The organism is Streptomyces sp. NPDC006332 (assembly GCF_040612855.1).
Classification (GTDB): Bacteria; Actinomycetota; Actinomycetes; order Streptomycetales; family Streptomycetaceae; genus Streptomyces.
In genome coordinates, this window is record NZ_JBEXRA010000056.1 from 31,649 (window position 1) to 55,090 (window position 23,442).

At 70.5% G+C, this 23,442-nt stretch carries 18 protein-coding genes and 2 pseudogenes; 14 read left to right on the plus strand and 6 right to left on the minus strand.

All coding sequences use genetic code 11. The features are described 5' to 3' along the window. Positions 1-31 precede the first annotated feature (31 nt). The 3 genes from ABZ027_RS35365 to ABZ027_RS35375 are packed head-to-tail and all read left to right on the plus strand — an operon-like array spanning position 32 to position 3,026. Positions 32-1,636, plus strand: a complete 1,605-nt coding sequence (locus ABZ027_RS35365) for a 4-coumarate--CoA ligase family protein (protein ID WP_356775668.1) — start codon at positions 32-34, stop codon at positions 1,634-1,636. After that, positions 1,633-2,376: an enoyl-CoA hydratase family protein gene (locus tag ABZ027_RS35370; RefSeq protein ID WP_356775670.1), complete on the plus strand. Its 744-nt coding sequence runs from the start codon at positions 1,633-1,635 to the stop codon at positions 2,374-2,376. Before ABZ027_RS35365 ends, ABZ027_RS35370 begins: the two co-directional genes overlap by 4 nt. Beyond that, the gene (locus tag ABZ027_RS35375) at positions 2,373-3,026 is read left to right on the plus strand and encodes a TetR/AcrR family transcriptional regulator (protein ID WP_356775672.1); all 654 of its coding nucleotides are present in this window, start codon (positions 2,373-2,375) and stop codon (positions 3,024-3,026) included. Before ABZ027_RS35370 ends, ABZ027_RS35375 begins: the two co-directional genes overlap by 4 nt. 38 nt (positions 3,027-3,064) lie before the next feature. Here the strand turns inward: ABZ027_RS35375 and pdxH are convergent, their stop codons facing one another. Then, positions 3,065-3,694, minus strand: coding sequence for a pyridoxamine 5'-phosphate oxidase (gene pdxH, locus ABZ027_RS35380; protein WP_356775702.1), 630 nt, complete (start codon positions 3,692-3,694; stop codon positions 3,065-3,067). 284 nt (positions 3,695-3,978) lie between these two features. Here pdxH and ABZ027_RS35385 point away from each other — a divergent pair, with 284 nt between their 5' ends. From ABZ027_RS35385 to ABZ027_RS35400, 4 genes are all read left to right on the plus strand, one after another. Next, positions 3,979-5,079, plus strand: a complete 1,101-nt coding sequence (locus ABZ027_RS35385; protein WP_356775674.1) for a citrate synthase 2 — start codon at positions 3,979-3,981, stop codon at positions 5,077-5,079. 266 nt (positions 5,080-5,345) lie between these two features. Continuing rightward, the gene (locus ABZ027_RS35390) at positions 5,346-9,023 is read left to right on the plus strand and encodes a SpoIIE family protein phosphatase (protein ID WP_356775676.1); all 3,678 of its coding nucleotides are present in this window, start codon (positions 5,346-5,348) and stop codon (positions 9,021-9,023) included. A gap of 397 nt (positions 9,024-9,420) precedes the next feature. After that, complete coding sequence (locus tag ABZ027_RS35395) at positions 9,421-9,861, plus strand: GNAT family N-acetyltransferase (protein ID WP_356775678.1); 441 nt, start codon at positions 9,421-9,423, stop codon at positions 9,859-9,861. Positions 9,862-10,036: 175 nt separating this feature from the next. Then, positions 10,037-11,461 (plus strand): PAS domain-containing protein, encoded by a 1,425-nt coding sequence (locus tag ABZ027_RS35400; RefSeq protein WP_356775680.1) that lies wholly within the window; start codon positions 10,037-10,039, stop codon positions 11,459-11,461. Positions 11,462-11,597: 136 nt separating this feature from the next. On the opposite strand, the gene ABZ027_RS35405 is transcribed toward ABZ027_RS35400, so the two are convergent. Beyond that, the gene (locus tag ABZ027_RS35405; protein WP_356775682.1) at positions 11,598-12,353 is read right to left on the minus strand and encodes an SIS domain-containing protein; all 756 of its coding nucleotides are present in this window, start codon (positions 12,351-12,353) and stop codon (positions 11,598-11,600) included. A gap of 434 nt (positions 12,354-12,787) precedes the next feature. Here ABZ027_RS35405 and ABZ027_RS35410 point away from each other — a divergent pair, with 434 nt between their 5' ends. Then, on the plus strand, positions 12,788-13,480 hold the full coding sequence (locus ABZ027_RS35410; protein ID WP_356775684.1) for a metal-dependent transcriptional regulator: 693 nt from the start codon (positions 12,788-12,790) through the stop codon (positions 13,478-13,480). 644 nt (positions 13,481-14,124) lie between these two features. Continuing rightward, a complete protein-coding gene (locus tag ABZ027_RS35415; protein ID WP_356775686.1) occupies positions 14,125-15,015 on the plus strand; it encodes an alpha/beta hydrolase in 891 nt (296 codons plus the stop codon). Between the two features lie 18 nt (positions 15,016-15,033). Here ABZ027_RS35415 and ABZ027_RS35420 read toward each other — a convergent pair whose 3' ends face one another. Then, positions 15,034-16,641: a transporter gene (locus ABZ027_RS35420; RefSeq protein WP_356775688.1), complete on the minus strand. Its 1,608-nt coding sequence runs from the start codon at positions 16,639-16,641 to the stop codon at positions 15,034-15,036. Further along, a complete protein-coding gene (locus ABZ027_RS35425) occupies positions 16,638-17,432 on the minus strand; it encodes an ABC transporter ATP-binding protein (protein WP_356775690.1) in 795 nt (264 codons plus the stop codon). Before ABZ027_RS35425 ends, ABZ027_RS35420 begins: the two co-directional genes overlap by 4 nt. 333 nt (positions 17,433-17,765) lie before the next feature. On the opposite strand from ABZ027_RS35425, the gene ABZ027_RS35430 reads away from it, so the two are divergent. From ABZ027_RS35430 to ABZ027_RS35450, 5 genes and pseudogenes are all read left to right on the plus strand, one after another. Further along, the gene (locus ABZ027_RS35430) at positions 17,766-18,197 is read left to right on the plus strand and encodes a CYTH domain-containing protein (protein WP_356775692.1); all 432 of its coding nucleotides are present in this window, start codon (positions 17,766-17,768) and stop codon (positions 18,195-18,197) included. A 64-nt stretch (positions 18,198-18,261) separates the two neighbouring features. Continuing rightward, complete coding sequence (locus tag ABZ027_RS35435) at positions 18,262-19,281, plus strand: radical SAM protein (protein WP_356775694.1); 1,020 nt, start codon at positions 18,262-18,264, stop codon at positions 19,279-19,281. A 329-nt stretch (positions 19,282-19,610) separates the two neighbouring features. Then, positions 19,611-19,826, plus strand: a pseudogene (locus ABZ027_RS35440) (helix-turn-helix transcriptional regulator); the annotation flags it as partial. Positions 19,827-20,459: 633 nt separating this feature from the next. Next, positions 20,460-20,711 (plus strand): annotated as a pseudogene (locus ABZ027_RS35445) (ATP/GTP-binding protein); the annotation flags it as partial. 483 nt (positions 20,712-21,194) lie between these two features. Next, positions 21,195-21,800: a transposase gene (locus tag ABZ027_RS35450; protein WP_356775696.1), complete on the plus strand. Its 606-nt coding sequence runs from the start codon at positions 21,195-21,197 to the stop codon at positions 21,798-21,800. Between the two features lie 327 nt (positions 21,801-22,127). Here the strand turns inward: ABZ027_RS35450 and ABZ027_RS35455 are convergent, their stop codons facing one another. Beyond that, complete coding sequence (locus ABZ027_RS35455; RefSeq protein ID WP_356775698.1) at positions 22,128-22,979, minus strand: DUF4231 domain-containing protein; 852 nt, start codon at positions 22,977-22,979, stop codon at positions 22,128-22,130. A gap of 234 nt (positions 22,980-23,213) precedes the next feature. Next, on the minus strand, positions 23,214-23,442 hold a 229-nt coding region (locus ABZ027_RS35460; protein WP_356775700.1), incomplete at its 5' end, for a hypothetical protein.

Consider the following 23,442-nt stretch of genomic DNA (forward strand, 5'->3'; position numbering starts at 1 on the left):
ACCAAGGCGCCGCGCCGCGCGAGGAGGAACCGTGTTCCGCAGCGAGTACGCAGACGTCCCGCCCGTAGAACTGCCCATCCACGAGGCGGTGTTGGGCCGCGCGGCCGAGTTCGGCGACACCCCCGCCCTGATCGACGGCACCGACGGCACCACCCTCAGCTACGACCAACTCGACCGCTTCCACCGCCGCGTCGCCGCCGCGCTCGCCGAGGCCGGCGTCCGCAAGGGTGACGTCCTCGCCCTGCACAGCCCCAACACGATCGTCTTCCCGACCGCGTTCTACGCCGCCACCCGCGCGGGCGCCCTGGTCACGACCGTGCATCCGCTCGCCACCCCGGAGGAGTTCGCCAAGCAGCTCGCCGACTCCGCCGCCCGCTGGATCATCACGGTGTCGCCGCTGCTGGAGACGGCACGCAAGGCGGCCGACCTGGCGGGCGGCGTCCAGGAGATCTTCGTCTGCGACAGCGCGCCCGGGCACCGGTCGCTCATCGACATGCTGGCGTCAGCGGCCCCCGAACCCGAGATCGCCGTCGACCCCGTCGAGGACGTGGCCGTCCTGCCGTACTCCTCGGGCACCACGGGCATCCCCAAGGGCGTGATGCTCACGCACCGCCAGATCGCCACCAACCTCGCCCAGCTCGAACCGGTCATGCCGGCGGGCCCCGGCGACCGCCTCCTCGCAGTATTGCCGTTCTTCCATGCTTACGGCCTCACCGCCCTCATGAACGCGCCCCTGCGGCAGGGCGCCACCGTCGTCGTGCTGCCCCGCTTCGACCTGGAGAGCTTCCTCGCGGCCATCCAGAACCACCGCATCACCGGCCTGTACGTCGCCCCGCCGATCGTCCTCGCCCTCGCCAAGCACCCGCTGGTCGCGAATTACGACCTGTCGTCCCTGAAGTACATCGTCAGCGCCGCCGCACCCCTGGACGCCCGGCTCGCCGTCGCCTGCTCGCAGCGCCTCGGCCTGCCCCCGGTCGGCCAGGCGTACGGCATGACGGAACTGTCCCCGGGCACCCACGTCGTCCCCCTGAACGCCGTGCGCGAGGCACCCCCCGGCACCGTCGGCAAGCTCATCCCCGGCACCGAGATGCGGATCATCTCCCTCGACGGCGCCGACAACGGCCCCGACAAGGGCCCCGACGGCGACCCCGACAACGACCTCGGCATCGGTGAGTCCGGCGAGATCCTCATCCGCGGCCCCCAGATCATGAAGGGCTACCTGGGCCGCCCCGACGCCACCGCCGCCATGATCGACGCCGACGGCTGGCTGCACACCGGCGACGTCGGTCATGTCGACGCCGACGGCTGGCTCTTCGTCGTCGACCGGGTCAAGGAACTCATCAAGTACAAGGGCTTCCAGGTGGCCCCCGCCGAACTGGAGGCCCTTCTGCTCACCCACCCCGGCATCGCCGACGCCGCCGTCATCGGCGTCCGCAACGAGGACGGCAACGAGGTCCCGCACGCCCACGTGGTCCGCCAGCCCACCGCCACCGACCTGTCCGAAGGCGAGGTCATGATGTACGTCGCCGAACGCGTCGCCCCGTACAAACGCGTCCGCCAGGTCACCTTCATCGACAGCGTGCCCCGGGCCGCCTCCGGCAAGATCCTGCGCCGCCGACTCAGGGAGCGCACATGACCAGCCTCGTCCCCGCCACCCACGAACGCGGCATCACCACCCTCACCCTGGACGCGCCGCACCGCCGCAACGCCCTCTCGGCCGCCCTCGTGGGTGAGCTCGCCGACGCCCTGGAGCAGGCCGGCGAGGACGACGCCGTACGCGCGATCGTCCTCACCCACACCGGCACCACCTTCAGCGCGGGCGCCGACCTGCGCAACCCGCCCGACCCCGAGGCCCTCGCCGCCCTGCTGCGGCGGATCGTCGCCCTGCCCAAGCCCGTCGTGGCCCGGGTCACCGGACACGCACGGGCCGGCGGCCTCGGACTGATCGGCGCCTGCGACCTGGCGTTCGGCTCCGACACGTCCACCTTCGCCTTCACCGAGGTCCGCATCGGAGTCGCCCCCGCCCTCATCAGCCTCCCCCTCCTGCACCGCCTCGAGCCCCGCGCCGCCGCCCGCTACTTCCTCACCGGCGAGACCTTCGGCGCGGCCGAGGCGGCCCGCGTCGGCCTCCTCACGGCGACCGGCGGACAGCAGGACGCCGACGACGCCCTCGCCCCCGTCCTCGACGGACTGCGCCGGGCCGCCCCGCAGGCCCTCGCGGAGACGAAACGGCTGCTCACGGCTAAGGTGCTGGAGGCCTACGACGAGGACGCGGGCCGGCTGACCCGGCTCTCCTCCCGCCTCTTCGCCGCCGCCGACGCCCGCGAGGGCATGACAGCCTTCCTCGAACGACGGGATCCACCATGGGTGCTATGAGCGCGGGTTCTGTGAGCGCGGGTGCTGTCACCAAGGGTTCTTTGAGCGCGGCCGACCACGCACCGGGAGAGCGCGTCCCCAAGCAGGACCGCAGCCGCGTCACCCGGCAGCGGCTCCTGGAAGCCGCCGTGGCCTGTCTCGCCGAACACGGCTGGGCCGGGTCCACGGTCACCGTCGTCGCCGAACGCGCCGGTGTCTCCCGCGGCGCCGCACAACACCACTTCCCCACCCGCGAGGACCTCTTCACGGCGGCGGTCGAGTACGTCGCCGAGGAACGCTCCACCGCCCTGCGCGCCCTCTTCCCACGGGGAGCGGCGGGCGACCACCGGGCGGTCGTGTCCGCCCTCGTCGACCTCTACACCGGCCCGCTCTTCCGGGCCGCCCTCCACCTGTGGGTCGCCGCCTCCAACGAGGAACAACTACGGCCGCGGGTAACGGAGTTGGAGGCCCGCGTCGGCCGCGAGACACACCGGACAGCCGTCGAACTGCTCGACGCCGACGAGTCCCGCCCCGGCGTCCGCGAGACCGTGCAGGGCCTGCTCGACATGGCCCGGGGCCTCGGCCTCGCGAACCTCCTCACCGACGACACCGGCCGCCGGGAACGCGTCGTCGCGCAGTGGGCGGGACTGCTGAGGGAGTCACTGAGCTGAAGGTTCCACCGGGGCCGGGGCGTTGTCGTCGCCGGTGTTCAAGGACTCAGCCGCTCCACCCGCCAACTCCCGTCCGCCTCCGCCACATACCGCAACCGGTCGTGCAGCCGGTTCTCGCGGCCCTGCCAGAACTCGACCGCCTGCGGCGCCACCCGGAAACCGCCCCAGTGCGGCGGCACCGGCACCGGCGTGCCCTCCGGATACCGGGCCGCCAGCTCCGCGTAGTGCGCGTCCAGCCCCGCCCGGTCCGCGACCACCGAGGACTGCGCGCTCGCCCAGGCGCCCAGCTGGGAGCCGTGCGGGCGGGAACGGAAGTACGCGGCGGTCTCCTCCCGGCCGGTGCGCCGCGCCACGCCCGTCACGATGACCTGGCGGGCCATCGGATGCCACGGGAACAACAGCGCCACGTGCGGGTTCACCGCCAGGTCGCGGGCCTTGCGGGAGTCGTAGTTGGTGTAGAAGACGAAGCCCTGCTCGTCGAAGGCCTTCAACAGCACCGTCCGGGAGCTGGGCCGGCCCTCCGCGTCCGCCGTGGACACCACCATGGCGTTCGGTTCGAACAGCCGGCCCTCCGTCGCCGCCTGCCGGAACCAGCGCGCGAACTGTTCCACCGGGGTGGCGGCCAGATCGGACTCGCCGAACCCCTCCGCCCGGTACTGCTGGCGCATCGAGGCGGGGTGGAAGTGGTCAGGGCCGGGGAAGACGGTGTCTGCGTCGGTCACATGGTCATCCTGCCGCACCCGGGTCCACCACACCGGAGGTGGCACTGAGTGCCGCGAACACTCCCCAAAGGTGGCACTCAGCGCTATGGTGATGACGCAGATGCCATTCCGGTGGGGTGAACATCGGCCGGACGGGCACAACCGGGGTGACCGCCCAGGACCGCGAGTCCCCGCACGGGACCGTGGATCCACCGGCGCCACCAGTCGTACACATCTCGAGGAGCCGCCTGATGTCCGACTTCGTACCCGGACTCGAAGGAGTCGTCGCGTTCGAAACGGAGATCGCCGAACCCGACAAGGAAGGCGGCGCCCTGCGATACCGGGGTGTCGACATCGAGGATCTGGTCGGCCACGTCTCCTTCGGCAACGTCTGGGGCCTGCTCGTCGACGGCGCCTTCAACCCCGGCCTGCCGCCCGCCGAACCGTTCCCGATCCCCGTCCACTCCGGCGACATCCGGGTCGACGTCCAGTCCGCCCTGGCCATGCTCGCCCCGGTCTGGGGCCTCAAGCCCCTCCTCGACATCGACGCCGAACAGGCCCGCGCGGACCTGGCCCGCGCCGCCGTCATGGCCCTCTCCTACGTCGCCCAGTCCGCCCGCGGCCAGGGCCTGCCCATGGTCCCGCAGCGCGAGATCGACAAGGCCCAGTCCGTCGTCGAACGCTTCATGATCCGCTGGCGCGGCGAGCCCGACCCCAAGCACGTGGCCGCGGTGGACGCCTACTGGACCTCCGCCGCCGAACACGGCATGAACGCGTCCACCTTCACCGCCCGCGTCATCGCCTCCACCGGCGCCGACGTGGCCGCCGCGCTCTCCGGCGCCGTCGGAGCCATGTCCGGCCCGCTGCACGGCGGAGCCCCCTCCCGTGTCCTCGGCATGATCGAGGAGATCGAACGCACCGGCGACGCCGAGGCCTACGTCAAGCAGGCCCTCGACAACGGCGAACGCCTGATGGGCTTCGGCCACCGCGTCTACCGCGCCGAAGACCCCCGCGCCCGCGTCCTGCGCCGCACCGCCCGCGAACTCGGCGCCCCCCGCTTCGAGATCGCCGAAGCCCTGGAGAAGGCCGCCCTCGCCGAACTCCACGCCCGCCGCCCCGACCGGGTCCTCGCCACCAACGTCGAGTTCTGGGCCGCCATCGTCCTCGACTTCGCCGAGGTCCCGGCCCACATGTTCACCTCGATGTTCACCTGCGCCCGCACGGCAGGCTGGTCCGCGCACATCCTGGAACAGAAACGAACCGGCCGCCTGGTCCGCCCCTCCGCCCGCTACACCGGCCCCGGCACCCGCGACCCACGGGAGATCGAGGGGTACGACGGTATCGCCCGCTAGGTGAGCGATTCCAAGGGCGCGGGGACCGCGAGCGAGTCGACGATCGCGGCCGTCGGGGTGCGGTGACAGGCGTAAACTGCTGAGCAAATCACCCTTTAATCGGCTCAACCTCGCAAGCCGGGCGGAGCGTGGCCGCAGTCGTCGGATCCGGCGCTCGGTGTGCCCGGGATGTCCGCGGCCCGCTCCGCCATGTGGTGGCCCTTCACCCGTCGGCGTTCTGGGGTGACTCGGGCGGACCGCAGAGGAGCCAGGAGGAAGATTCCTCGATGACTCGGCCCGATGACCCGCGTACCGCGGCGGCCCGCGTGTTCGCCGAGGGCGGGGCGTTCGGCGAGCTTCTGGCCGGGATCGACTGGGCGGCGACGCCGCTCGGGCCCACCGAGTCCTGGCCGGGCCCCCTGGTGGACACCCTGCGGCTCATGCTCACCTCCGAGCAGGGGATGGCGCTGTACTGGGGCGCCGAATTCGCCACGCTGTACAACCTGGGCGCCTCACCCATTCCCGGCGCCAAACACCCCTGGGCGCTCGGCAAGCCCTACAAGGATGTGTTCCCCGAGGTCTGGGCTCCCGTGAGCGCCCACTTCCACCATGTGACCGACACCCGCACGCCCCTGCTGATCCCGGATGAGCCGCTCATCATGGAGCGCCACGGTTTCCTGGAGCAGTGCTACTTCGACTCCGCCTTCCAGCCCGTACTGCTGGACGACGGCACCGTCGGCGGCGTCCTGCAGATCCTCACCGAGACCACCGGCCGGGTGCTGGGCGAGCGCAGGCTGCGGCTGCTGAGCGAGACCGGCGCGCGCACCGCCGGGCTGCCCAGCCCCGGCGAGGTCGCCCGCGTGGTCGCTGAGGTGGCGGGCGACTACCCCGAGGAGATCCCGTTTCTGAGCCTGTACGTGGCTGCCGAGCCGGGGGCCCTGCGGCCCGCGGCTTTTGCCGGGCTCCGGTCGGCACCCGACAACGTCTCGACCGTCTCGACCGTCTCGACCGTCTCGCTGGGCGAGGAGGCCGGCAGGTCGGAGGTGGCGGCCTGGCTGGCACGAGTGGTCGCCGACGGGACCGCGGCCACGCTGCCGGCCTCGGCGTACGGCACCGGCAGCACGGCCGGGCAGCCCGCCGCGGATCCCCGGCCCCCGGTCGAGGAGGTGCTCGCCCTGCCGCTGAACCGCGCGGGCCGGGTGGAGGGCGTGCTGGTGGTGGGCGTCAACCCGCGCTTCCCGCCCGCCGCGGCCTACCAGGACTTCCTGGAGGTGTTCGCCTCCACCGTGGCCGGGGCGCTGTCGGCCGCGCTCGCCCACGACGAGCAGCGTCGGCGGGCTGAGGCGCTGATGGAGCTGGACCGGGCCAAGACCGCGTTCTTCGCCAACGTCAGCCATGAGTTCCGCACCCCGCTCACACTGCTGCTCGGCCCGCTTCAGCAGGCCCTCGCCGAGGAGCACCGGCCCGAGCGGCGGGAGCAGCTGGAGCTGGCCGAGCGCGGCGCCCTGCGGCTGTTGAAGCAGGTCAACACCCTCCTGGACGTGGCCAGGGCCGAGTCCGGTCAGGTGCGAGGGATCTTCGAGCCGGTCGACCTGGCCGGTGCCACGGCCGAGCTGGCCGGGGTGTTCCGCTCCGCCTTCGAGGTGGCCGGGCTGAAGCTCGAGGTGGACTGCCCGCCGCTGCCCAGGCCGGTGCCCCTGGACCGGGACATGTGGGAGAAGATCGTCCTCAACCTGCTGAGCAACGCCCTGAAGTTCACGTTCACCGGCGGCGCCCGGGTGCGGGTGGCCGCGGCCGGCGACCGGGCCCGGCTGACCGTGACCGACACCGGCACCGGCATCCCCGAGGACGAGCTGCCGCGCCTGTTCGAGCGATTCCACCAGGTCCGCGGTGCCCGCTCCCGTTCCCACGAGGGCAGCGGTCTCGGCCTGGTGCTGGTGAAAGACCTGGTGGAAGCGCACGGCGGCACCGTCACCGTGGACAGTCGGCTCGGCCGGGGCACCACCGTCACCGTGGACCTCCCCTTCACCTCCGTTCACCGGCCCCGCCCCGACCAGCCGGCCCCCGGTGACGCGGCCCCCGAGGCAAGCGGAAGCGGCGGACCCGGCCGCGCCGGGGCCTATGTCAACGAGGCGCTGGGCTGGCTGGAGGCCGACACCGCCCCCGCCACGGCCACCGCGACGACCACCGCCACGGCCACTCCCGCGGCACGCACCCCGGAGGCCCCCGGGGCCTACGGCGCCTTCCGCGGCGCGGAGACGGACGACGCCCCCCGCGCCGCCGGGACGGACGACGCGTCCCACGCCCCCGCGACCCATGACACCCCCCACGCCCCCACCCCCGCTGCCGACGACGCCCCCCACGGCCCCCGCCCGCACGAAGCCGGCCGGGCCCGTCTGCTGGTCGTCGACGACAACGCCGACATGCGCGCCTACCTCACCCGGCTGCTGCAACCCGACTACGACATCCTGCTCGCCGCCGACGGCCGGGCGGCCCTGGAGGTGGCCCTGACGCAGCCGGTGGAGCTGGTGCTCAGCGACGTGATGATGCCCCACATGGACGGCTTCGATCTGGTCCGGGCCCTGCGCGCGGACCAACGCACCGCCCGCCTGCCCATCGTCCTGCTCACCGCGAGGGCCGGCGAGGAGGAATCCGTGCAGGGCCGGCACGCCGGCGCCGACGACTACCTGGCCAAACCGTTCTCCGCGCGTCAGCTGCTGGCGCGGGTCCGCACCGGGTTGGAACTGTCCCGGCTGCGCGAACAAGCCCTGACCGAGACCCGTAACCAGCTGGCCACGCTGGGCTCCCTCGCCGACGCGGGCCTGCGGCTGTCCGCCACCCTCGACCCCGGCCAGGTGCTGCGGAGCGCCGGGCAGGTGCTGGTGCCCGACCTCGCCGACCAGATCAGCGTCCACCTGACCGACACCGACACCGACACCGACACCGACACCGGCGCCGACCCCGCCCCGGCGCAGTCGTCCCCGGTGTACACCGCCGGCGCCCCCCTTCTTCCCCGCGAGGTGCTCGCCACCGCAGCCGCCCACGCGATGCACGGCACGCCCACTCCCCAGGACCAGGCGCCCGCCACCGTGCTGGCCCTGCCGCTGCTCTCCCACGAGCAGGTGCTGGGGGCTCTCGTTCTCGCCCGGCACACCGGCGGCTACTCCGCGGTCGAACGCAAATATCTGGAGAACCTCGCCCACCGTCTGGCCCTGGCCTACGACAACGCCACCCGCTACCACACCGAGCGCCGCCTCGCCCTGACCCTGCAGCGTGCCCTGCTGCCCGACCGCCTGCCCCAGGTTCCGGGGATGCGGCTGGCCACCCACTACCGGGCCAGCACCCGCGGCGCCGAGATCGGCGGCGACTGGTACGACGTGCACGCCCTGCCCGACGGCACCATCGGCCTGTCGATCGGCGACGTCATGGGCCACGACGTGGACGCCGCGACCGTGATGGGCCACCTCCGCTCCGCCCTGCACAGCCTCGCACTGGAGGGCGCCGGCCCGGCCCAGGTGCTGGCCAGGCTGGACGCCTACCTGCAGTCGCTCGCCACCGACCGCTTCGCCACCTGCCTGTACGCGATCTACGACCCCCACCACCGCCGTTTGCGCTACGCCGCCGGCGGCCACCTGCCGCCCCTGCTGGTGGCGGACGGGCGAACCGCTTACCTGAAGCTGGACCCCGCCCCGCCGCTGGGACTGGGCGGCACCCCGATCGACCGCGAGGTGGCGTTCCCGCCCGGCACCAGCCTGCTGCTGTACACCGACGGCCTGGTGGAGAACCGGGCGCTGCCCCTCGAAGCCGGCCTGACCGCCCTGCACCAGGCCTGCGACACGCTGCCCACCGCCGCCCGCACCGACCCCCAGCGGATCATCGAGCGTGCCCTGACCCTGCTGAACTCCCCCGACCGGGTCGACGACGACACCGCGCTGCTCGCCGCGACCGCCGAGCCGGCCGTGTGAACAACGTGCGGGTCAATACACCGAGCGGCACAACTGGCCGCACACGCAGACGACCCGCGAGCTCGGGTCCCTCCGCCTGAGGCGGAGAAGCCGGCCGGACGTACCGGCGAGCTCGCGGGTCGGGTGACTGCGTTGAATTGGCCGGCTGCGTGTATCGAGTACACGCCGGTCCGGCACCGCACCGTGTGGGGCGTCGGGCCTCAGCCCGCAGCCACCTCCGACGTCCGGTGTGCATACATGCTCCGAACCACCTCCTCTCTTCGGTGCTCCACACACTAGGAAGTGGTGCGGCACCGATCAACCGATTTTCCGGGATGTTGACGTTGCGCGTTCCGGGCCGACTGCTGTACCCGTATCCCGCACCCCGCTGCAGCAGCTGAAGAAGGAGGGACAGCCGATGTCCGAGTTGCGTACCGAGGCCGTCGTGGGCGACGCCATGCTGGAGCAGTGGCGGCACGTGCACAACGTGATCGTGCCGCCCGCCGCGCTGGAGCTGCAGGAGGTGCGGGAGCGCAGTGGGCGCAACCGGCTGGAGAACGCGTATCTGGGGGACGTGCTCGTGGGGTGCTCGACGGTCCGGCCGCCCGCCGGGGAGGAGGCCGCGGCGACGGTGATCGCGCGGGTGCTGCCCGGGTTCCGGGAGCGCGGGTTCGGGACGGCACTGTACGAGCGGGGTCTCGCGCAGGCGCGCGGGCTGGGTGCCCGGGTGATCGAGACGTGTGTGCTGGCCGCGAATGTGGAGGGGCTCCGGTTCGCCTCGGCCCGCGGTTTCGTGGAGATCGAGCGGTATGTGCTGGAGGACGGCGGCGATCTCTGGGTTGACCTGCGACTTCCCTAGGTGTTCGACTGCTGGGGTCGGCGTCGGCGCGGACGTGGGCGGGGTGGCTCGCGTACAACGATTCCTTCAATCTTGTGGGAACCCGGTGTGTGCTGCGTCACGTTCGAGTTGAATGATTGTTAGTGAGCGAACCGCGTGCGGTGCACGTGGACGCGGCAGCCTGCAGGGGGTCGAGGTGAGTGCTTCCCGGCGTAGTGGGACCACCGACGAGATCGGGCCGGACGAGCCCGAGCGGGACGGTCCGGAGGGTTCGGACGGCTCGGATCTGCTGGCCGCGCTTCTCGACGGGATGGACGCGGCCCTGTGTGCCTTCGACGCGGACGGGGTGGTGACGCACTGGAACCGGGAGGCGGAGCGGATCCTCGGCTGGAGCGCGGAGGAGGCCGTGGGGCGGCACGGGTTCGCCGGGTGGGCGGTGCGCAGCGCGGACGCCGAGGAGGTAGAGGGGCGGCTGCTGTCCGCCATGCACGCGCCGGGCCGTCAGGTGCACGAGTTCGCCCTGCTGACCAAGGACGGCGGCCGGGTGCTCGTACGGACGCAGTCGGCGGCGGTGCGGGGGCCGGACGGGAAGCCGGCCGGGGTGTACTGCGCGTTCAGCGAGGTGCACACACAGATCGACCTGGAGCGTTCGATCGCCCTGAGTGAGGCGCTGTTCGAGGACGCTTCCTGGGGTGTCGTGCTCGTCGACGTCGATCTGCGGCCGGCCGTGGTCAACGCGCACGCGGCGCGGGCGCTGGGTGTCGGGCGTACGTCCGCGTTGGGGCGGCCGCTGGGTGATCTGCTCGTGCAGGGCGTGGAGGAGCTGGAGAGCGCCCTCGCGCATGTGCTGGCCGAGGGCGCCCCGCCGGCGCCCGCCGAGATCTGGGTGAGCGTACGGACCCCGGACGGGGAGAAGCGGCGTTGCTGGCGGTGTGGGTTCGTACGGCTGGCCTCGCCGCTCGCGGAGGAGCCCGTGCCGCTGGGGGTGGGCTGGCTCTTCAACGACGTCACGGAGGCCCGGCAGGGCGAGCAGGAGGCGTCGCTGCTGCGGTTCCGCACGAACCAGCTGCACCGGGCGGCGCGGGCGGCCGCCGAGTGTGAGGACCCCCGGGAGGCGGCCGTCGTCCACCTCGACTTCGCGCTCGCGGGTTTCGCCGACCACGCGCTGATCGACCGGGTGGCCGGCGGCGCGGTGGCCGACGGCGAGGCCACGGACCCGCCACGGTTGGTACGGGTCGCCGCGACGCCCTCCGGCGCACCGGGGCCGAGCCCGCTGACCGGGCAGGCGGGGTTGCCGGTGCGGTACGCGGAGGGGCATCCGGCGTTGCAGTGCGTGGAGCGGATCGGGGCGGTGCGGGCGAGCGCGGGAGCCATACCGGCCGAGGAGATGCGGGAGTGGGCGTCGGCCCGGCAGTGGCCGGAGGACGCGGTGCACGCGCTGTGCGCGGTGCTGCGGAGCCGGGGCCGGACGCTGGGCGCCGTGACGTTTCTGCGGGGTGCCGGGCGGAGCCAGTTCGAGCGGGGTGACGCGGTGTACGCGGAGGACGTGGCCGTGCGGATCGCCGGCGCGCTGGATCTGGGCGAAGTGCTGGGCAGCACAGACGGAGACGGGCGGGGGTAGGGGGCGGGAGCCGGAGAGGGCCAGGGGAGGGGGCCCTACCGGCAGCGTCGGCGCTACCGGTAGTGGCGTCGGACAGGCGGCGGCTTCAGCCCGGTGGTTTCAGCGTCGGGCATACGGCGGCTTCAGCCCGGTGGTTTCAGCGTCGGTAGAAGATGCGGTCCGCGTACTCCTCGAACACTCGCCCGTTCCACTCGTGTCCCCCGTCCACGTTCCCCGAGCGCAGCAGCGGCGGCTCGATGCCCCGGTCGGCCAGGGCGCCGGCGGCGGTGGCCATGACCGCCTGGAGGATGGCCGACGTGACGACCGTGGAGGCCGGGGCGAAGGGGGCCGGGACGGTGTCGAGGGCGAGTTCCGCGTCGCCGATCGCGATCTTGGAGTCGAGGACGACGTCGCAATGGTCCTTCAGATACGTGCCGGAGGAGTGCCGGGACCGCGTCTGCGAGGCGTACGCCACCGACGTCACGCCGATCACCTTCACGCCCAGGGCACGGGCGGCCATGGCCATCTCCACCGGGAGGGCGTTGCGACCGGAGAGCGAGATGATCACGAGGGCGTCGCCGGCGCGGAGCGGTGAGCACTCCAGGGCGGCGCTCGCGAGGCCGTCGACGCGCTCCAGGGCGGAGCCGAGGGTGGCCGGCATGACGTCCACGCCGACCACACCGGGGACGGCCAGCAGGTTCATCAGGGCGAGGCCGCCGGCGCGGTAGACGACGTCCTGCGCGGCCAGCGAGGAGTGACCGGCGCCGAAGGCGAACAGGCGTCCGCCGGATGCCACGGTGTCCGCGAGGAGGTTCCCGGCCGCTTCGACGGACGAGGCCTCCTCGTCCCGGACCCGCCGCAGCAGGTCGATCGCGGCGTCGAGGAACTGACCGGACAGCGTGCCGTCGCTCATGCGGGCCCCTTCGGAGCGTCAGGTGGATGTCGAGGTGCGTGGCGGGGTGGCCTGTGTCGCGGATCACGGTGCGGTCTGGACCAGTGGGATGTCAATACGGCCGCGCGGCGCCCCTTCGTAACCCCTTGGTTCCAACGGCGCGGCACGGTTGTCGGTGGTATCCGGCAGAATTGGGTTTAGGGCCCCTCTGATGGATCTCCGTGGCAGAAGGAGCGGCGTTCGGTGCGTGCGATCGGCGTGCGGCGTGGAGGGTCATGTGGCGGAGCCACCTGGCCCTTCGCGCCGTGCGGCTGGGGGTCCCCCACGCCCTTGAGGCAGTGGGGGAGGGCGTGCCGGGCGACGCGACGCCGCGGAGGACCATCAGAGGGGCCCTAGGGCCAGCGCACACGCCGCGAAGCTGTCGTGCTTCGGGCAGATCTCATCAAGGGGCACGTATGTCCGGACTGATCGACACCACGGAGATGTATCTCCGCACCATCCTCGAGCTGGAGGAGGAAGGTGTGGTCCCCATGCGTGCCCGGATCGCCGAGCGACTCGACCAGAGCGGGCCGACGGTCAGCCAGACGGTGGCGCGGATGGAGCGTGACGGCCTGGTGGGTGTCGCCACCGACCGTCATCTGGAGCTCACCGACGAGGGGCGCAGGCTGGCCACCCGTGTGATGCGCAAGCACCGGCTCGCCGAGTGTCTGCTGGTCGACGTGATCGGTCTGGAGTGGGAGCAGGTGCACGCGGAGGCGTGTCGCTGGGAGCACGTGATGAGCGAGGCCGTAGAGCGGCGCGTCCTTGAGCTCCTGCGGCACCCCACCGAGTCGCCGTACGGCAACCCGATCCCGGGGCTGGAGGAGCTCGGCGAGAAGGACGGCGCCGACCCCTTCCTCGACGAGAGCATGGTGTCGCTCGCGGACCTCGATCCCGGCCATGAGGGCAAGACGGTCGTGGTGCGCCGCATCGGTGAGCCGATCCAGACGGACGCGCAGCTGATGTACACGCTGCGTCGGGCGGGCGTGCAGCCCGGTTCGGTGGTGAGCGTGACGGAGTCGGCGGGCGGGGTGCTGGTGGGCAGCGGGGGCGAGGCGGCCGAGCTGGTGTCGGACGTCGCCTCGCACGTGTTCGTCGCCAAGCGCTGAGCCGGACGCCGGACGTCTCATGTCCGAGGCCCACCGCCCGTCGCGTCGGCCCAGTGGAGTGGCCCGTTCCGCTAAAGGTTCGTCAACTCCTGGTGACGGTGAGGTGGTTGTGGCGCCTCGAAGATGCGGTCGAATCCGAGATTCAGTGTGCCGAATCGCAGCGTTCGGACGATTCGCGTGCGAGGCTGTCGCGTGAGGCATATGACCTGAGGGGCTCTTGGCGCGGGGCGGTGTACAGCCGTCCGGCCGGGGAGGGGGCTGGGATGATGTGCCGTGAACATGGAGAGGGCCCCGGCGCCGTGTGGCGCCGGGGCCTGTCCTCCCCTGTGCTGACCCGGAGCCCCGAGCTCTCAGGGTCATCCCCTGCGGACCGATTTCCCCGAGCGGTCCGCCTCCCGCTGAAGATCTCCCCGCGGTGGCGGCGATCATTCCTTCAGCGGGGTCACTCGAACGAGGGGTGTTACCGGTGAGATGGCGTCTTTCGAAAGAGCATTCGATAGTCTTCGAGTGACGCATGCCTCGGAATCTGCGCTTCAGGAGTGTGGACGGGCACGACAGACACGCTAGGCAGGACGCGGTTCACAGGACCGTCCGCCCCGAGCGGGAGCGAGCGGTCCGAGCGGAGCTAGGGGGGTGCCAGACCTATGGCGCGACGCATCGACGTGACCGGGGCGGGCGGCGTACGCCTTGCGGCCTGGGAGTTCGGCGACCCTCCCAAGACCGATCCGGCGACGGACGGTCTGGGGGAGAGTGACCGGGACCCGGGGGTACTGTTATTGCACGGGCTGATGGGCCGGGCCTCGCACTGGGCGTCCACCGCCCGCTGGCTCTCCGAACGGCACCGGGCCGTCGCCCTCGACCAACGAGGCCACGGCCAGAGCGAGAAGCCCCCGCGGGCGGCCTTCACCCGCGAGGCCTATGTCGAGGACGCCGAAGCCGCCCTCGAACAGCTCGGCCTCGGCCCGGCCGTCGTGATCGGGCACGCCATGGGCGCCCTGACCGCCTGGCAGCTCGCCGCCAAACGCCCCGACCTGGTCCGCGGGCTGATCATCTGCGACATGCGGGCCTCCGCGCTCGGTTCCGCCTCGCAGCGCGAGTGGGAGGCCTGGTTCAAGGCCTGGCCCGTCCCGTTCACCACGCTCGCCGACGTCCGCAGGTGGTTCGGCGAGGACGACCCCTGGGTGGAACGCCCGACCCCGTCCCGCGGCGAGTTCTACGCCGAGGCCATGCAGGAGTCCCCCGATGGCTGGCGCCCGGTCTTCGAACCGGAGCAGATGCTGAAGTCCCGTGAGACCTGGGTGTACGACGCGCACTGGGAAGAGCTCACCCAGGTGCAGTGCCCCGCCCTGGTGGTCCGCGGTCTGGACGGCGAGCTGGGCCGCGCCGAGGCCCAGGAGATGGTCCGGGTACTGCCCCGCGGCCAGTACGCGGAGGTCGCGAACACCGGCCACCTCCTGCACTACGACCAGCCGGAGGCCTTACGGGGCGTCATCGAACCCTTCCTGGACGGCATCCTCACCGACCTCAAGAGCTGACCGGCCCGCCCGATCGGCTCACCCCTTGCTGACCGCCCCCAGGATCTCCGGCAGCTGCCGGGCCGTCCGAGGCGCCGCCAGTCGCAGGCCCCCCACCGTGACGAGCGCCCCGTAGCCGGCCCCCAGCGGCAGCAGCAGCCAACTCCACTCGTCGCCGCCCTCGCTGACGTTCAGCCAGATCGTCCCGGCGATGACGGGGGCGCACAGCAGGGCGGCCGAGACCATGCCACCCAGGACGGCCATGAAGGCCAGCCCGGACTGCCCGGGGGCCACGTTCTTGTAACCCTCCTGCGGTATGGAGTAAGGGAACCGCGCCGACGTCCACGCGCCGGTCGCCAGCATCGCCCCGAGCAGCGCGAACGACAGCCCGAGCACCTCGGGCAGCCTCGGCCAGTCACCGAGGAGCGCGGTCGTCAGGACGGTCACCAGGGTCGCGTACGGCAGGGTGATCGCCAGCAGCGCGAACGCCCGGGCGCGCAGTTCGACGTAGGCGTCCCGGGTCGACGAGATCGTCATCGCGACCATCCAGAACGCGGACGTGTCCTGCCCGAACTGGTTGTACATCTGCACGCCGAGCATCCCGGCGGCGAAGCACGCGAAGTAGATCGAGCCGGTTCCCTGCAGCGCGTTGAACACCGGCACGATCAGACCGATGGCGAGGGAGGTCACCCAGGCCGCCTTGGTCTTCGGGTCCCGCCACACATAGCGCAGGCTGCGCTCCATGACGGTGCCGGTCCGTCCGCCGGGCAGCAGCCGGGACAGCCCGGCCGAGTTGTGCCCGCGGGCCTTGGAGTCGGCGGCCTGGAGGGTGGAGCCGTCCGGCGAGGTCATCAGCCGGGTCAGATGCCGGGACCACACGACCAGCAGCGCCACCAGGGCCGCGGCGCTCAACGCCAGCTGGAGGACGGCGACACCGTACGCCCCGTCGCTCGCCGAGTCGGCCGCCCCGATCGCCGAGGCGGGCGGCACCCACTTCAGCACGTCGGCCGGACCGTCCAACTGGGCCAGCCCGCCCGAGCCCAGCCGCTGCGCGCCGAAGTTCACGACCTGCGCCCCGACCGCGATGACCAGTCCGCTCAGCACCGCCAGATCGCGGCCCTTACGGCTGGTCAGCAGCCGGATGTTGGCGACGGCCACGGTCCGCGCGAGGGCCACGCACACCAGCAGCGCGAGCACCACACCGACGACGCCGACGACGTACGCCACCCCGCCGTGCGCGACCGACACGACGGAACCGGCGAGCATGCTCACCGTGAACAGCGGCCCGATCCCGACCAGTGAGGCCGCCAGCAGCGCCCGGACCAGCGGGCGGGGCCGCAGCGGCAGCATCACCAGCCGGGTCGGGTCGAGGGTCTCGTCGCCGCCGGGGAAGAACAGCGGCATCACCGCCCAGCCGCCGGCCAGAACCGCCACCAGCAGCACCACCAGCGACCCGGCGTGCGCGTGTCCGCGCAGCGCGACCAGGCCGATCAGCTGCACCACGGAGTACAGCAGCACCGCGACGGCCGACCCGATGTACGCGGCCCGCCGCCCGGCGGACTGCTTCAGTCCGTTCTTCAGCAGTGACAGTTTCAGCCGTACGACGATGCCCGTGACGTCGGTGACGGGGGTGCTGCCGACGCTCACCGGGCCGCTCCGCCGCCCAGCCAGTCCAGATCGGACCCGGTGACCCGGGCGCCCGCGCCGACCAGTTCGAGGAACGCCCGCTGCAACGAGGGCGCGCCGCCCCGCACCTCGGCGAGCGTCCCCTGGGCGCGGATGCGACCGGCGGCCATGACGGCCACCCAGTCGCACAGCGATTCGACGAGCTCCATCACATGGGAGGAGAAGACGACGGTCGCGCCGGACGCGGTGTACCGCTCCAGCACCCCTCGGATGGTCTGAGCCGACACCGGGTCGACGCCCTCGAATGGCTCGTCGAGGAAAAGCACTTCAGGGTTGTGCAGGAGAGCGGTCGCGAGCCCGATCTTCTTGCGCATGCCGGTCGAGTAGTCGACGACGAGCTTGTGCTGGGAACCGGCGAGATCGAGGACGTCGAGGAGCTGGGTGGCCCGCTTGTCGACCTCGGCCGCGGGCAGACCGCGCAACCGCCCGTTGTAGGTGAGCAGTTCCCGCCCCGACAGCCGCTCGAACAGCCGCAGCCCCTCGGGCAGCACTCCGATCCGGGCCTTCACCGCCACCGGGTCCCGCCACACGTCGTACCCGACGATCTCCACGGCCCCCTGGTCGGGCCTCAGCAGCCCCGTCACCATCGACAGCGTGGTGGTCTTACCGGCCCCGTTCGGCCCGACCAGCCCGATGAACTTCCCCGCGGGCAACGCCAGATCGATCCCCGCAACGGCCACCTGCTCCCCGAACCGCTTCCAGAGCCCCTGCACACGTACGGCGGCTGAACCCACCACTGCTCCCGACGTCATGCCAGAACCCTACGGTCCGCGACGGGGGCGCAGGAGTGCGGGGAGAGCATGCCCGGACGGCGGGCCCGGCCCTACGGAATCCCGGCGAGTCGGTCCCGGCCCATCGGTCCCGGCACTGCCGTACCCGCCCTGCCGAGGTCGCTCCTGGATCGGGCAGGCCGGGGAGGAGCGGCCCTACGCTGCACGGTCGTTGAGGAACCAGCAGCACCCAGCGATCGGAGACAGACCCATGGCAGGCATCGAATTCGAGACGAAGTCCTCGACATCGACCCCGCGAAGATCGCAGCGCTCATCACAGACGTCGGCGGTACCTGCACCACTGGGACCCGTCTCATGCGCCGGTACGTGTACGACACCATCCCGGCCGTCCCTGGCCGCTGGGTGCGGCTACGCGACTCGGGAACGGACGTCACCCTGTGCGTGAAGCAGACCACCACCGACGCCGTCGACGGGACCCACGAGACCGAGGTAACCGTCGACAGCTTCGAGGAAGCCGCCGCGCTGCTACAGCTCACCGGCCTGACGCCGCGCAGCTATCAGGAGACCCGGCGTACCTCGTACATCCTCGGCGCCGTCCGCCTCGAGGTCGACGAATGGCCGCGCATCCCGCCGTACCTGGAGATCGAGGCCGACGACGAAACGCAGGTGTGGACCGCCGCCACCGCGCTGGGCATCGACCACGACCACCTCACATCGATCAACACGGTGAAGGTCTACAGCCTGTACGGAATCGACCTGACCTCCATCGCCGACCTGCGCTTCTAGCAGGCGCGCGCCTGCTACTACGGCTGGGGCACCGCGCCCCGGCCGGCCCGGAGAAGGGGGAACCATGCACGACCTGACCGACGTGCCTGTGGAAGTGAAACCGGACCGCACCCGGCGCGTGAAAATCATCGACGCGTGCGGCCTCGCCTGCAATTTCTGCCACAACGAGGGAACGCCCGTCGCCGCACCGGGCCGCACCGGACGCGTCTCCATCTACCTCCGCACCAACGGCGCCGACTTCCTGCCCGCCCGGATCGCTGCCGACGCCGACTTCGCCCTGGCCCTCGCCGCCGTCCGCGGCAGCCTCCCCACGAATGAAGTGCACTTCACCGGCGGCGAGCCGAAGCTGCACCCCGACCTGCCCGGCCTGATCACCATCGCCCGGCGCGTCGGCCTCACGGTCGGACTCACCTCGAACGGCGAAAACGGCGCCGCGGTCCTGCCCGCGGCCGCAGCCGCCGGACTCGACCGCATCAACCTGTCCGTGTTCGGCACCACCCCGGCCGAGCTCGCTGCCGTGCAGGCGCCGCGTCTTGCCTCGCCCAAGCTCGCCGAGCGCAAGCTGGCCGCCCTCGACGCGACGATCGACGCCGCGACGGCGCACGGCGTGAAGGTCTCCGCCAACATCGTGATCCCCGACCGCGGCCAGGTCGAGCGCGTGCTCCGCATCATCGAACGACACGGTCGCTCCGTCGTCGTCCCAATGCTCGTCTCGCTGGAAGACGGAGGCGCCTCACTGGCCGCCATGCAGGATGTCGTCGACTACCTGGGCGCCTTGCCGGTCCGCCGCATAATCACTACGGGGGCGTCCGACCAGCGGGTGCGGTACCGCCTGCCCGATGGACGCACGATGGGCACGTCATCCGAGGAAGTGCGCCGCCAAGCCAACCAGCGTCGTCATAGCGGTGAATGCGCCGCTCGAGGTGTACCACCGCTTGGCTTTGCCCATGTACGCCGTGCCTGTGCCGGGGTTTGTTCCGCCCGTCGCACAGTATGCGCCTACCGCGGCCGCGATCGCACAGACCTCCCCGAAGACGACCCAGCCGATCCGGGCGACATCCGGCGCACCGTCCGGAAGTCCTAGCGCGGCGGCCACAGCGGCCACGTTGACCAGGGTGCCTACGAACCCGCTACCCGCGGGCAGCAGTGCCAGCCTGGTAGGGGCACCGTCGCTCACAGCGAGCTGAAAACCCAAAAGACTGATCATGAGCGCGACGAGGGTGAAGATCCCCAACAGCGCGGGTGCGAGACTGGACACAGCACTGCCCCCCCAGGGCTACGGGTCGGTGAAGCTCTCGGGAACGCCAAGAAGCGCCAGTGGACGCCCAAAGCTCCCGATGGTGTTCCATAGGTTACGCAACAATGGAACAGAAGGGAAACAATGGAGGTGAGAGCTTGATGTCCCCACGGCGCATGAACCCGGTGCCCACCACCGTCCCGCCCGCCAACCGAGAACTCGTTCTGCGCTTGCGCAGCCTGTGCAACGACTCGGGGCTGACCTACGCCGATCTGGCCGAGCTCACCAACACCAGCGTGTCATCACTCTCCCGGTTCCTTGGCGGAGCCCGTCTTCCTGCGGAAGACTTCCTGAACAGCCTGTTCCGAGTTCTCGAAGTCGATCCCGACGAACAGCGACAGCTCGCGCATTTGTGGCGCCGCGCCCTAGGCGAACGGCACCGGCCCGAGTCCACAACTGGCGAGCAGGCCTCCGCCGCCGCAGGGCTGCGGACGACCCTTGAAAGACTGCGAGAAGCGGCAGGTCAGCCAAGCGTTCGCCGCATCGCAGCCCTGGCGGGCGGCCTGTCCACAACGACGGTTCACCGCGTGCTCCAAGCTCCGGAAAGACGTCCCGCGCTCGTGGTCCCGGTGGCCTATGCGCTGACGCAGCTACTGCCGGAGGAAGCCGACCGGGACCGCGCTCTGGACAGCGTCCGCGAGGCCGTCAAGGATGCCATCCCTGGGCCGCCTCCCACTGTCGAAGAGTGGGCGCGCACCATGCGGAACCTCTTGGCGCACAGTGCAGAACTGGAACGGCAACTGGCTGAGCGGCTGTCCGCCAGCGAATTGGACGCTCTCCTGGCCGACAGCCGGCGCAGTGCCGAGGAAGCTCGTGCCATCCTGCAGCGTGCCCACCAGGAAGACGAAGAGGAATCGACCAGCACAACATCCACAGCGGTCCGTGTCGTCCGCTCCCCCGCGGAGACCGGCGACAACCGCGGCGAAGGCGGTGGAAGGCCCGGGAGGCCGGCGTCCTTCTCTGCGTTCCAACACAGAGAGGTGTGGCAGGGCGAGGATTGGGTCGTTCGTTTGGTGGCTGGCGCTAGTGGCAAGGCCTACCGCTGCCCCGGGTGCGACCACGAGATCGCGCCCGGGGTGCCGCACGTGGTGGTCTGGCTGGAGGACGGGGGCATTGACGAGCGACGGCACTGGCACAAAGCCTGTTGGGCCGATAAGGACCGCCAGACAGGGAAGCTGCGGCGGTCCGCGCCGAGCAGCCTGCGACACCCGCTTTAGGTGTTCGGTCCAGTTCCGCTCCAGCTGCCGTCGGGGACTGGTCCGACGGCAGGACAGAGACGCTGGTGTACGCCCTGTCCGGCGTCGTTGATGTCAGCTGTGGATGTCAGAGCCTTCTGATTCGTAGCTCTCCGAGAGCTGCGATTTCGCTGGCTAGGAGACACGCCAACGCTCTGAAGCCTGGTTAAGGTACCGACAGGTGACGACGAGTTGGCTCCGGCCTTAGCGGTGCTAAGCATTCGAAGGACATCGCGCAAGCGCACTGTTCCTGGCGCCTAGTCGTGCATGTACGGGTAGCGGAGAGCAGCTAGGACGTGCTCCAACGAAGTTAGCAGCGCGGGATCCTTCGCGACTCTCGTAAGGTCTACTTCCAGGATCTCGCGCCGCTGAACCAAAAATCGCCACCACTCATCCGGGTCTGCTGCACGATCGGGTGACATCTGAACTGGCTTGCCCTGTGGGGCAGGTGGGAAGGATGTCGCTGTGCCCAAGCCCTATCCGGAAGAGTTCCGCCAAGATGTCGTGCGAGTCGCGAGGAACCGCGGCCCGGGTGTGACGGTGGAGCAGGTGGCCACCGACTTCCAGGTCCACCCGATGACGTTGTGGAAATGGATGCGCCGGGCGGATATCGATGACGGGTCCAAGCCCGGGGTGACCAGCCAGGAGAGCGCGGAACTGCGGGAAGCGCGTCGGCAAGCTGCTGGAGCAGGAGAACGAGGTCCTGCGCCGGGCCGCGGCCTATCTGTCGCAGGCGCATCTGCCGGGAAATGGATCTCCCAGCTCGTGAAAGAGCTGGCCGTGGACGGGGTGCCCCTCACGGTGACGTGCCGGGTGCTCAAGCTCGCCAGACAGCCCTACTACCGCTGGCTGGGCAAGCCGGTTGCCGACGCCGTGCTGGAGGAGGCATATCGCGCGAACGCGCTGTTCGACGCCCACCGCGACGACCCGGAGTTCGGCTACCGGTTCCTGGCCGATGAAGCACGTGGTGCCGGGGCCGGCATGGCCGAGCGCACCGCGTGGCGGATCTGCCGGGACAACCGCTGGTGGAGTGTCTTGGTATACGGGCTGGCTCTGCGGTGCCGGACCTAGCCCCACTGGTACAGGGAGTTGGATGGCGTGCAGTCAGGACCACGAGGACAAGGTCGACACATCCTCCTGGCATCCACGCCCACGGTCGGTCGGGTCATCTTTCCGTGCCGGTAAAGATCGCGAGCTAGCCCGCACCTGGATGTGGTCATCGCACATGACAACGGCCGGCCTCGCCGCAGGAGTGATCAACTTTGTTGCCATGGTGGGACGAACTCCGTTGTTGTCGCCGTGATTCCCCGCTGTTCCCCGCCCGATCTGGCGTGCTTGTGGTGCGATCGCGTTCCCCGCACCGCTCATGATCAGGGTGTGGGGGTCAACGGGTCATGGTCATACCGGAGGTTGGGCAGGATGCTGCTCCGCTGGCTGGTCCAACTGTTGTTGCCGGCGACGCTGCTCGTTACGTAGGTGTTCGACTCGTGCAGTGAAACGGGCGAGGGCCTCTTCCTCGGTGTCATGGCTGTACTCTCCGATTTGGAGAGATAGCCCGTTTAGCTCTTCCTCGATGGCATCTGCAGTTTGTTGCAGAAAGAAGCTTCGTTCGCGGAACTTAAAGTATCCGGTGAACGCCGCCGCGACGGCTACGGAGAAGCTGAAGGTGATGGCTGTGATCTGTTGCCAGTTCAGCGAGGTCGAGTCCAGCGCCGACACTGTCGAGGCCGAGAGGGAGCCGACCATAATCAAAGACTGTAAGGAGTTATGGATCCGTCGGTACCCTCGGCTCTCTTGCTGGAACTTCTCGATGACGTCAGCGACGTCTTCGCGGTAGAGACCGCGCCGTTCCGCCAGCGGGGGCTGGAGGCGAGAATTGAAGGCCCGTAAGGCGGCACGATTCGTTTCGAGTGAATGCTCTAGAGATTCCCTGTCGGGCACCGACAAGGGGGGCGCAGCGGCGAAAGCAGCCACGATTGAAATGATGATCAAGACGCCGCAGATGATGTCGACCTTGGCGTAGACGGCAGGAAGTTCCCAGGCCGTCACCGTGACGACGACACCCGTCATGAGCGCGAGCACTATGATCAGCAGCGCCGCACGATCAATGCGTCGTTCCAGTACGCGTCGGGCGAGAAGCCGTTCGTTCTTACGTATGCCTTCGCGGATCTTGAGCAGGGATTCTTGCTCAGTCGCAGTAAGTTGTCGGCCTGTGCCGCCGCCAGTCCTCTGCGCCAACACTTCCCCCATGCAGCAGGTCGTTCGCCACTGTGCTTCAAGTTGTTGATGTGCACTGACAGGCGAACCTACCCTCTGCGCTGGTTGCATATGCGGGCTCTTGTGAGACGCGGCCTGAGCGGTAGCGGCGGCCAGCCTCTGACAGACCGCCAGGAAGAGTGGGCTGGTGCCACGCAACGCCACGCTGAACGATGTCCCTCGCCCAGTGGGGCTAGAGACACCAGGGCGAAGGCCGTACAGAGCACCTCAGTTTGGGAAGCTCAGGTGATCTAGAAGCTGCAGCCGCGCCGACTTGAGAGGAGCTGCATCGACGCTTGCCGCGCGGTTTGCCGATTCTCTGCCGTGCATGATCTGGCACGGTCTGGCACGTGCGGGGGGGGAGTCGGCCATGTTCGAACCGATGACGAGGAAGACATCCGCGCGGTCGAAGTCCTCGTACGAGCCGGGCGGCCCGTCGGCACCGAGCGACAGCTTG

What these genes read in the sequence shown, in the direction of transcription:
- ABZ027_RS35370 (WP_356775670.1), top strand. Translation starts at nt 1,633, where the DNA reads ATGACCAGCCTCGTCCCCGCCACCCACGAACGCGGCATCACCACCCTC.
- ABZ027_RS35375 (WP_356775672.1), top strand. Translation starts at nt 2,373, where the DNA reads ATGAGCGCGGGTTCTGTGAGCGCGGGTGCTGTCACCAAGGGTTCTTTG.
- pdxH (WP_356775702.1), bottom strand. Translation starts at nt 3,694, where the DNA reads ATGCGCCAGCAGTACCGGGCGGAGGGGTTCGGCGAGTCCGATCTGGCC.
- ABZ027_RS35385 (WP_356775674.1), top strand. Translation starts at nt 3,979, where the DNA reads ATGTCCGACTTCGTACCCGGACTCGAAGGAGTCGTCGCGTTCGAAACG.
- ABZ027_RS35390 (WP_356775676.1), top strand. Translation starts at nt 5,346, where the DNA reads ATGACTCGGCCCGATGACCCGCGTACCGCGGCGGCCCGCGTGTTCGCC.
- ABZ027_RS35395 (WP_356775678.1), top strand. Translation starts at nt 9,421, where the DNA reads ATGTCCGAGTTGCGTACCGAGGCCGTCGTGGGCGACGCCATGCTGGAG.
- ABZ027_RS35405 (WP_356775682.1), bottom strand. Translation starts at nt 12,353, where the DNA reads ATGAGCGACGGCACGCTGTCCGGTCAGTTCCTCGACGCCGCGATCGAC.
- ABZ027_RS35410 (WP_356775684.1), top strand. Translation starts at nt 12,788, where the DNA reads ATGTCCGGACTGATCGACACCACGGAGATGTATCTCCGCACCATCCTC.
- ABZ027_RS35415 (WP_356775686.1), top strand. Translation starts at nt 14,125, where the DNA reads ATGGCGCGACGCATCGACGTGACCGGGGCGGGCGGCGTACGCCTTGCG.
- ABZ027_RS35425 (WP_356775690.1), bottom strand. Translation starts at nt 17,432, where the DNA reads ATGACGTCGGGAGCAGTGGTGGGTTCAGCCGCCGTACGTGTGCAGGGG.
- ABZ027_RS35430 (WP_356775692.1), top strand. Translation starts at nt 17,766, where the DNA reads ATGCGCCGGTACGTGTACGACACCATCCCGGCCGTCCCTGGCCGCTGG.
- ABZ027_RS35435 (WP_356775694.1), top strand. Translation starts at nt 18,262, where the DNA reads ATGCACGACCTGACCGACGTGCCTGTGGAAGTGAAACCGGACCGCACC.
- ABZ027_RS35455 (WP_356775698.1), bottom strand. Translation starts at nt 22,979, where the DNA reads ATGGGGGAAGTGTTGGCGCAGAGGACTGGCGGCGGCACAGGCCGACAA.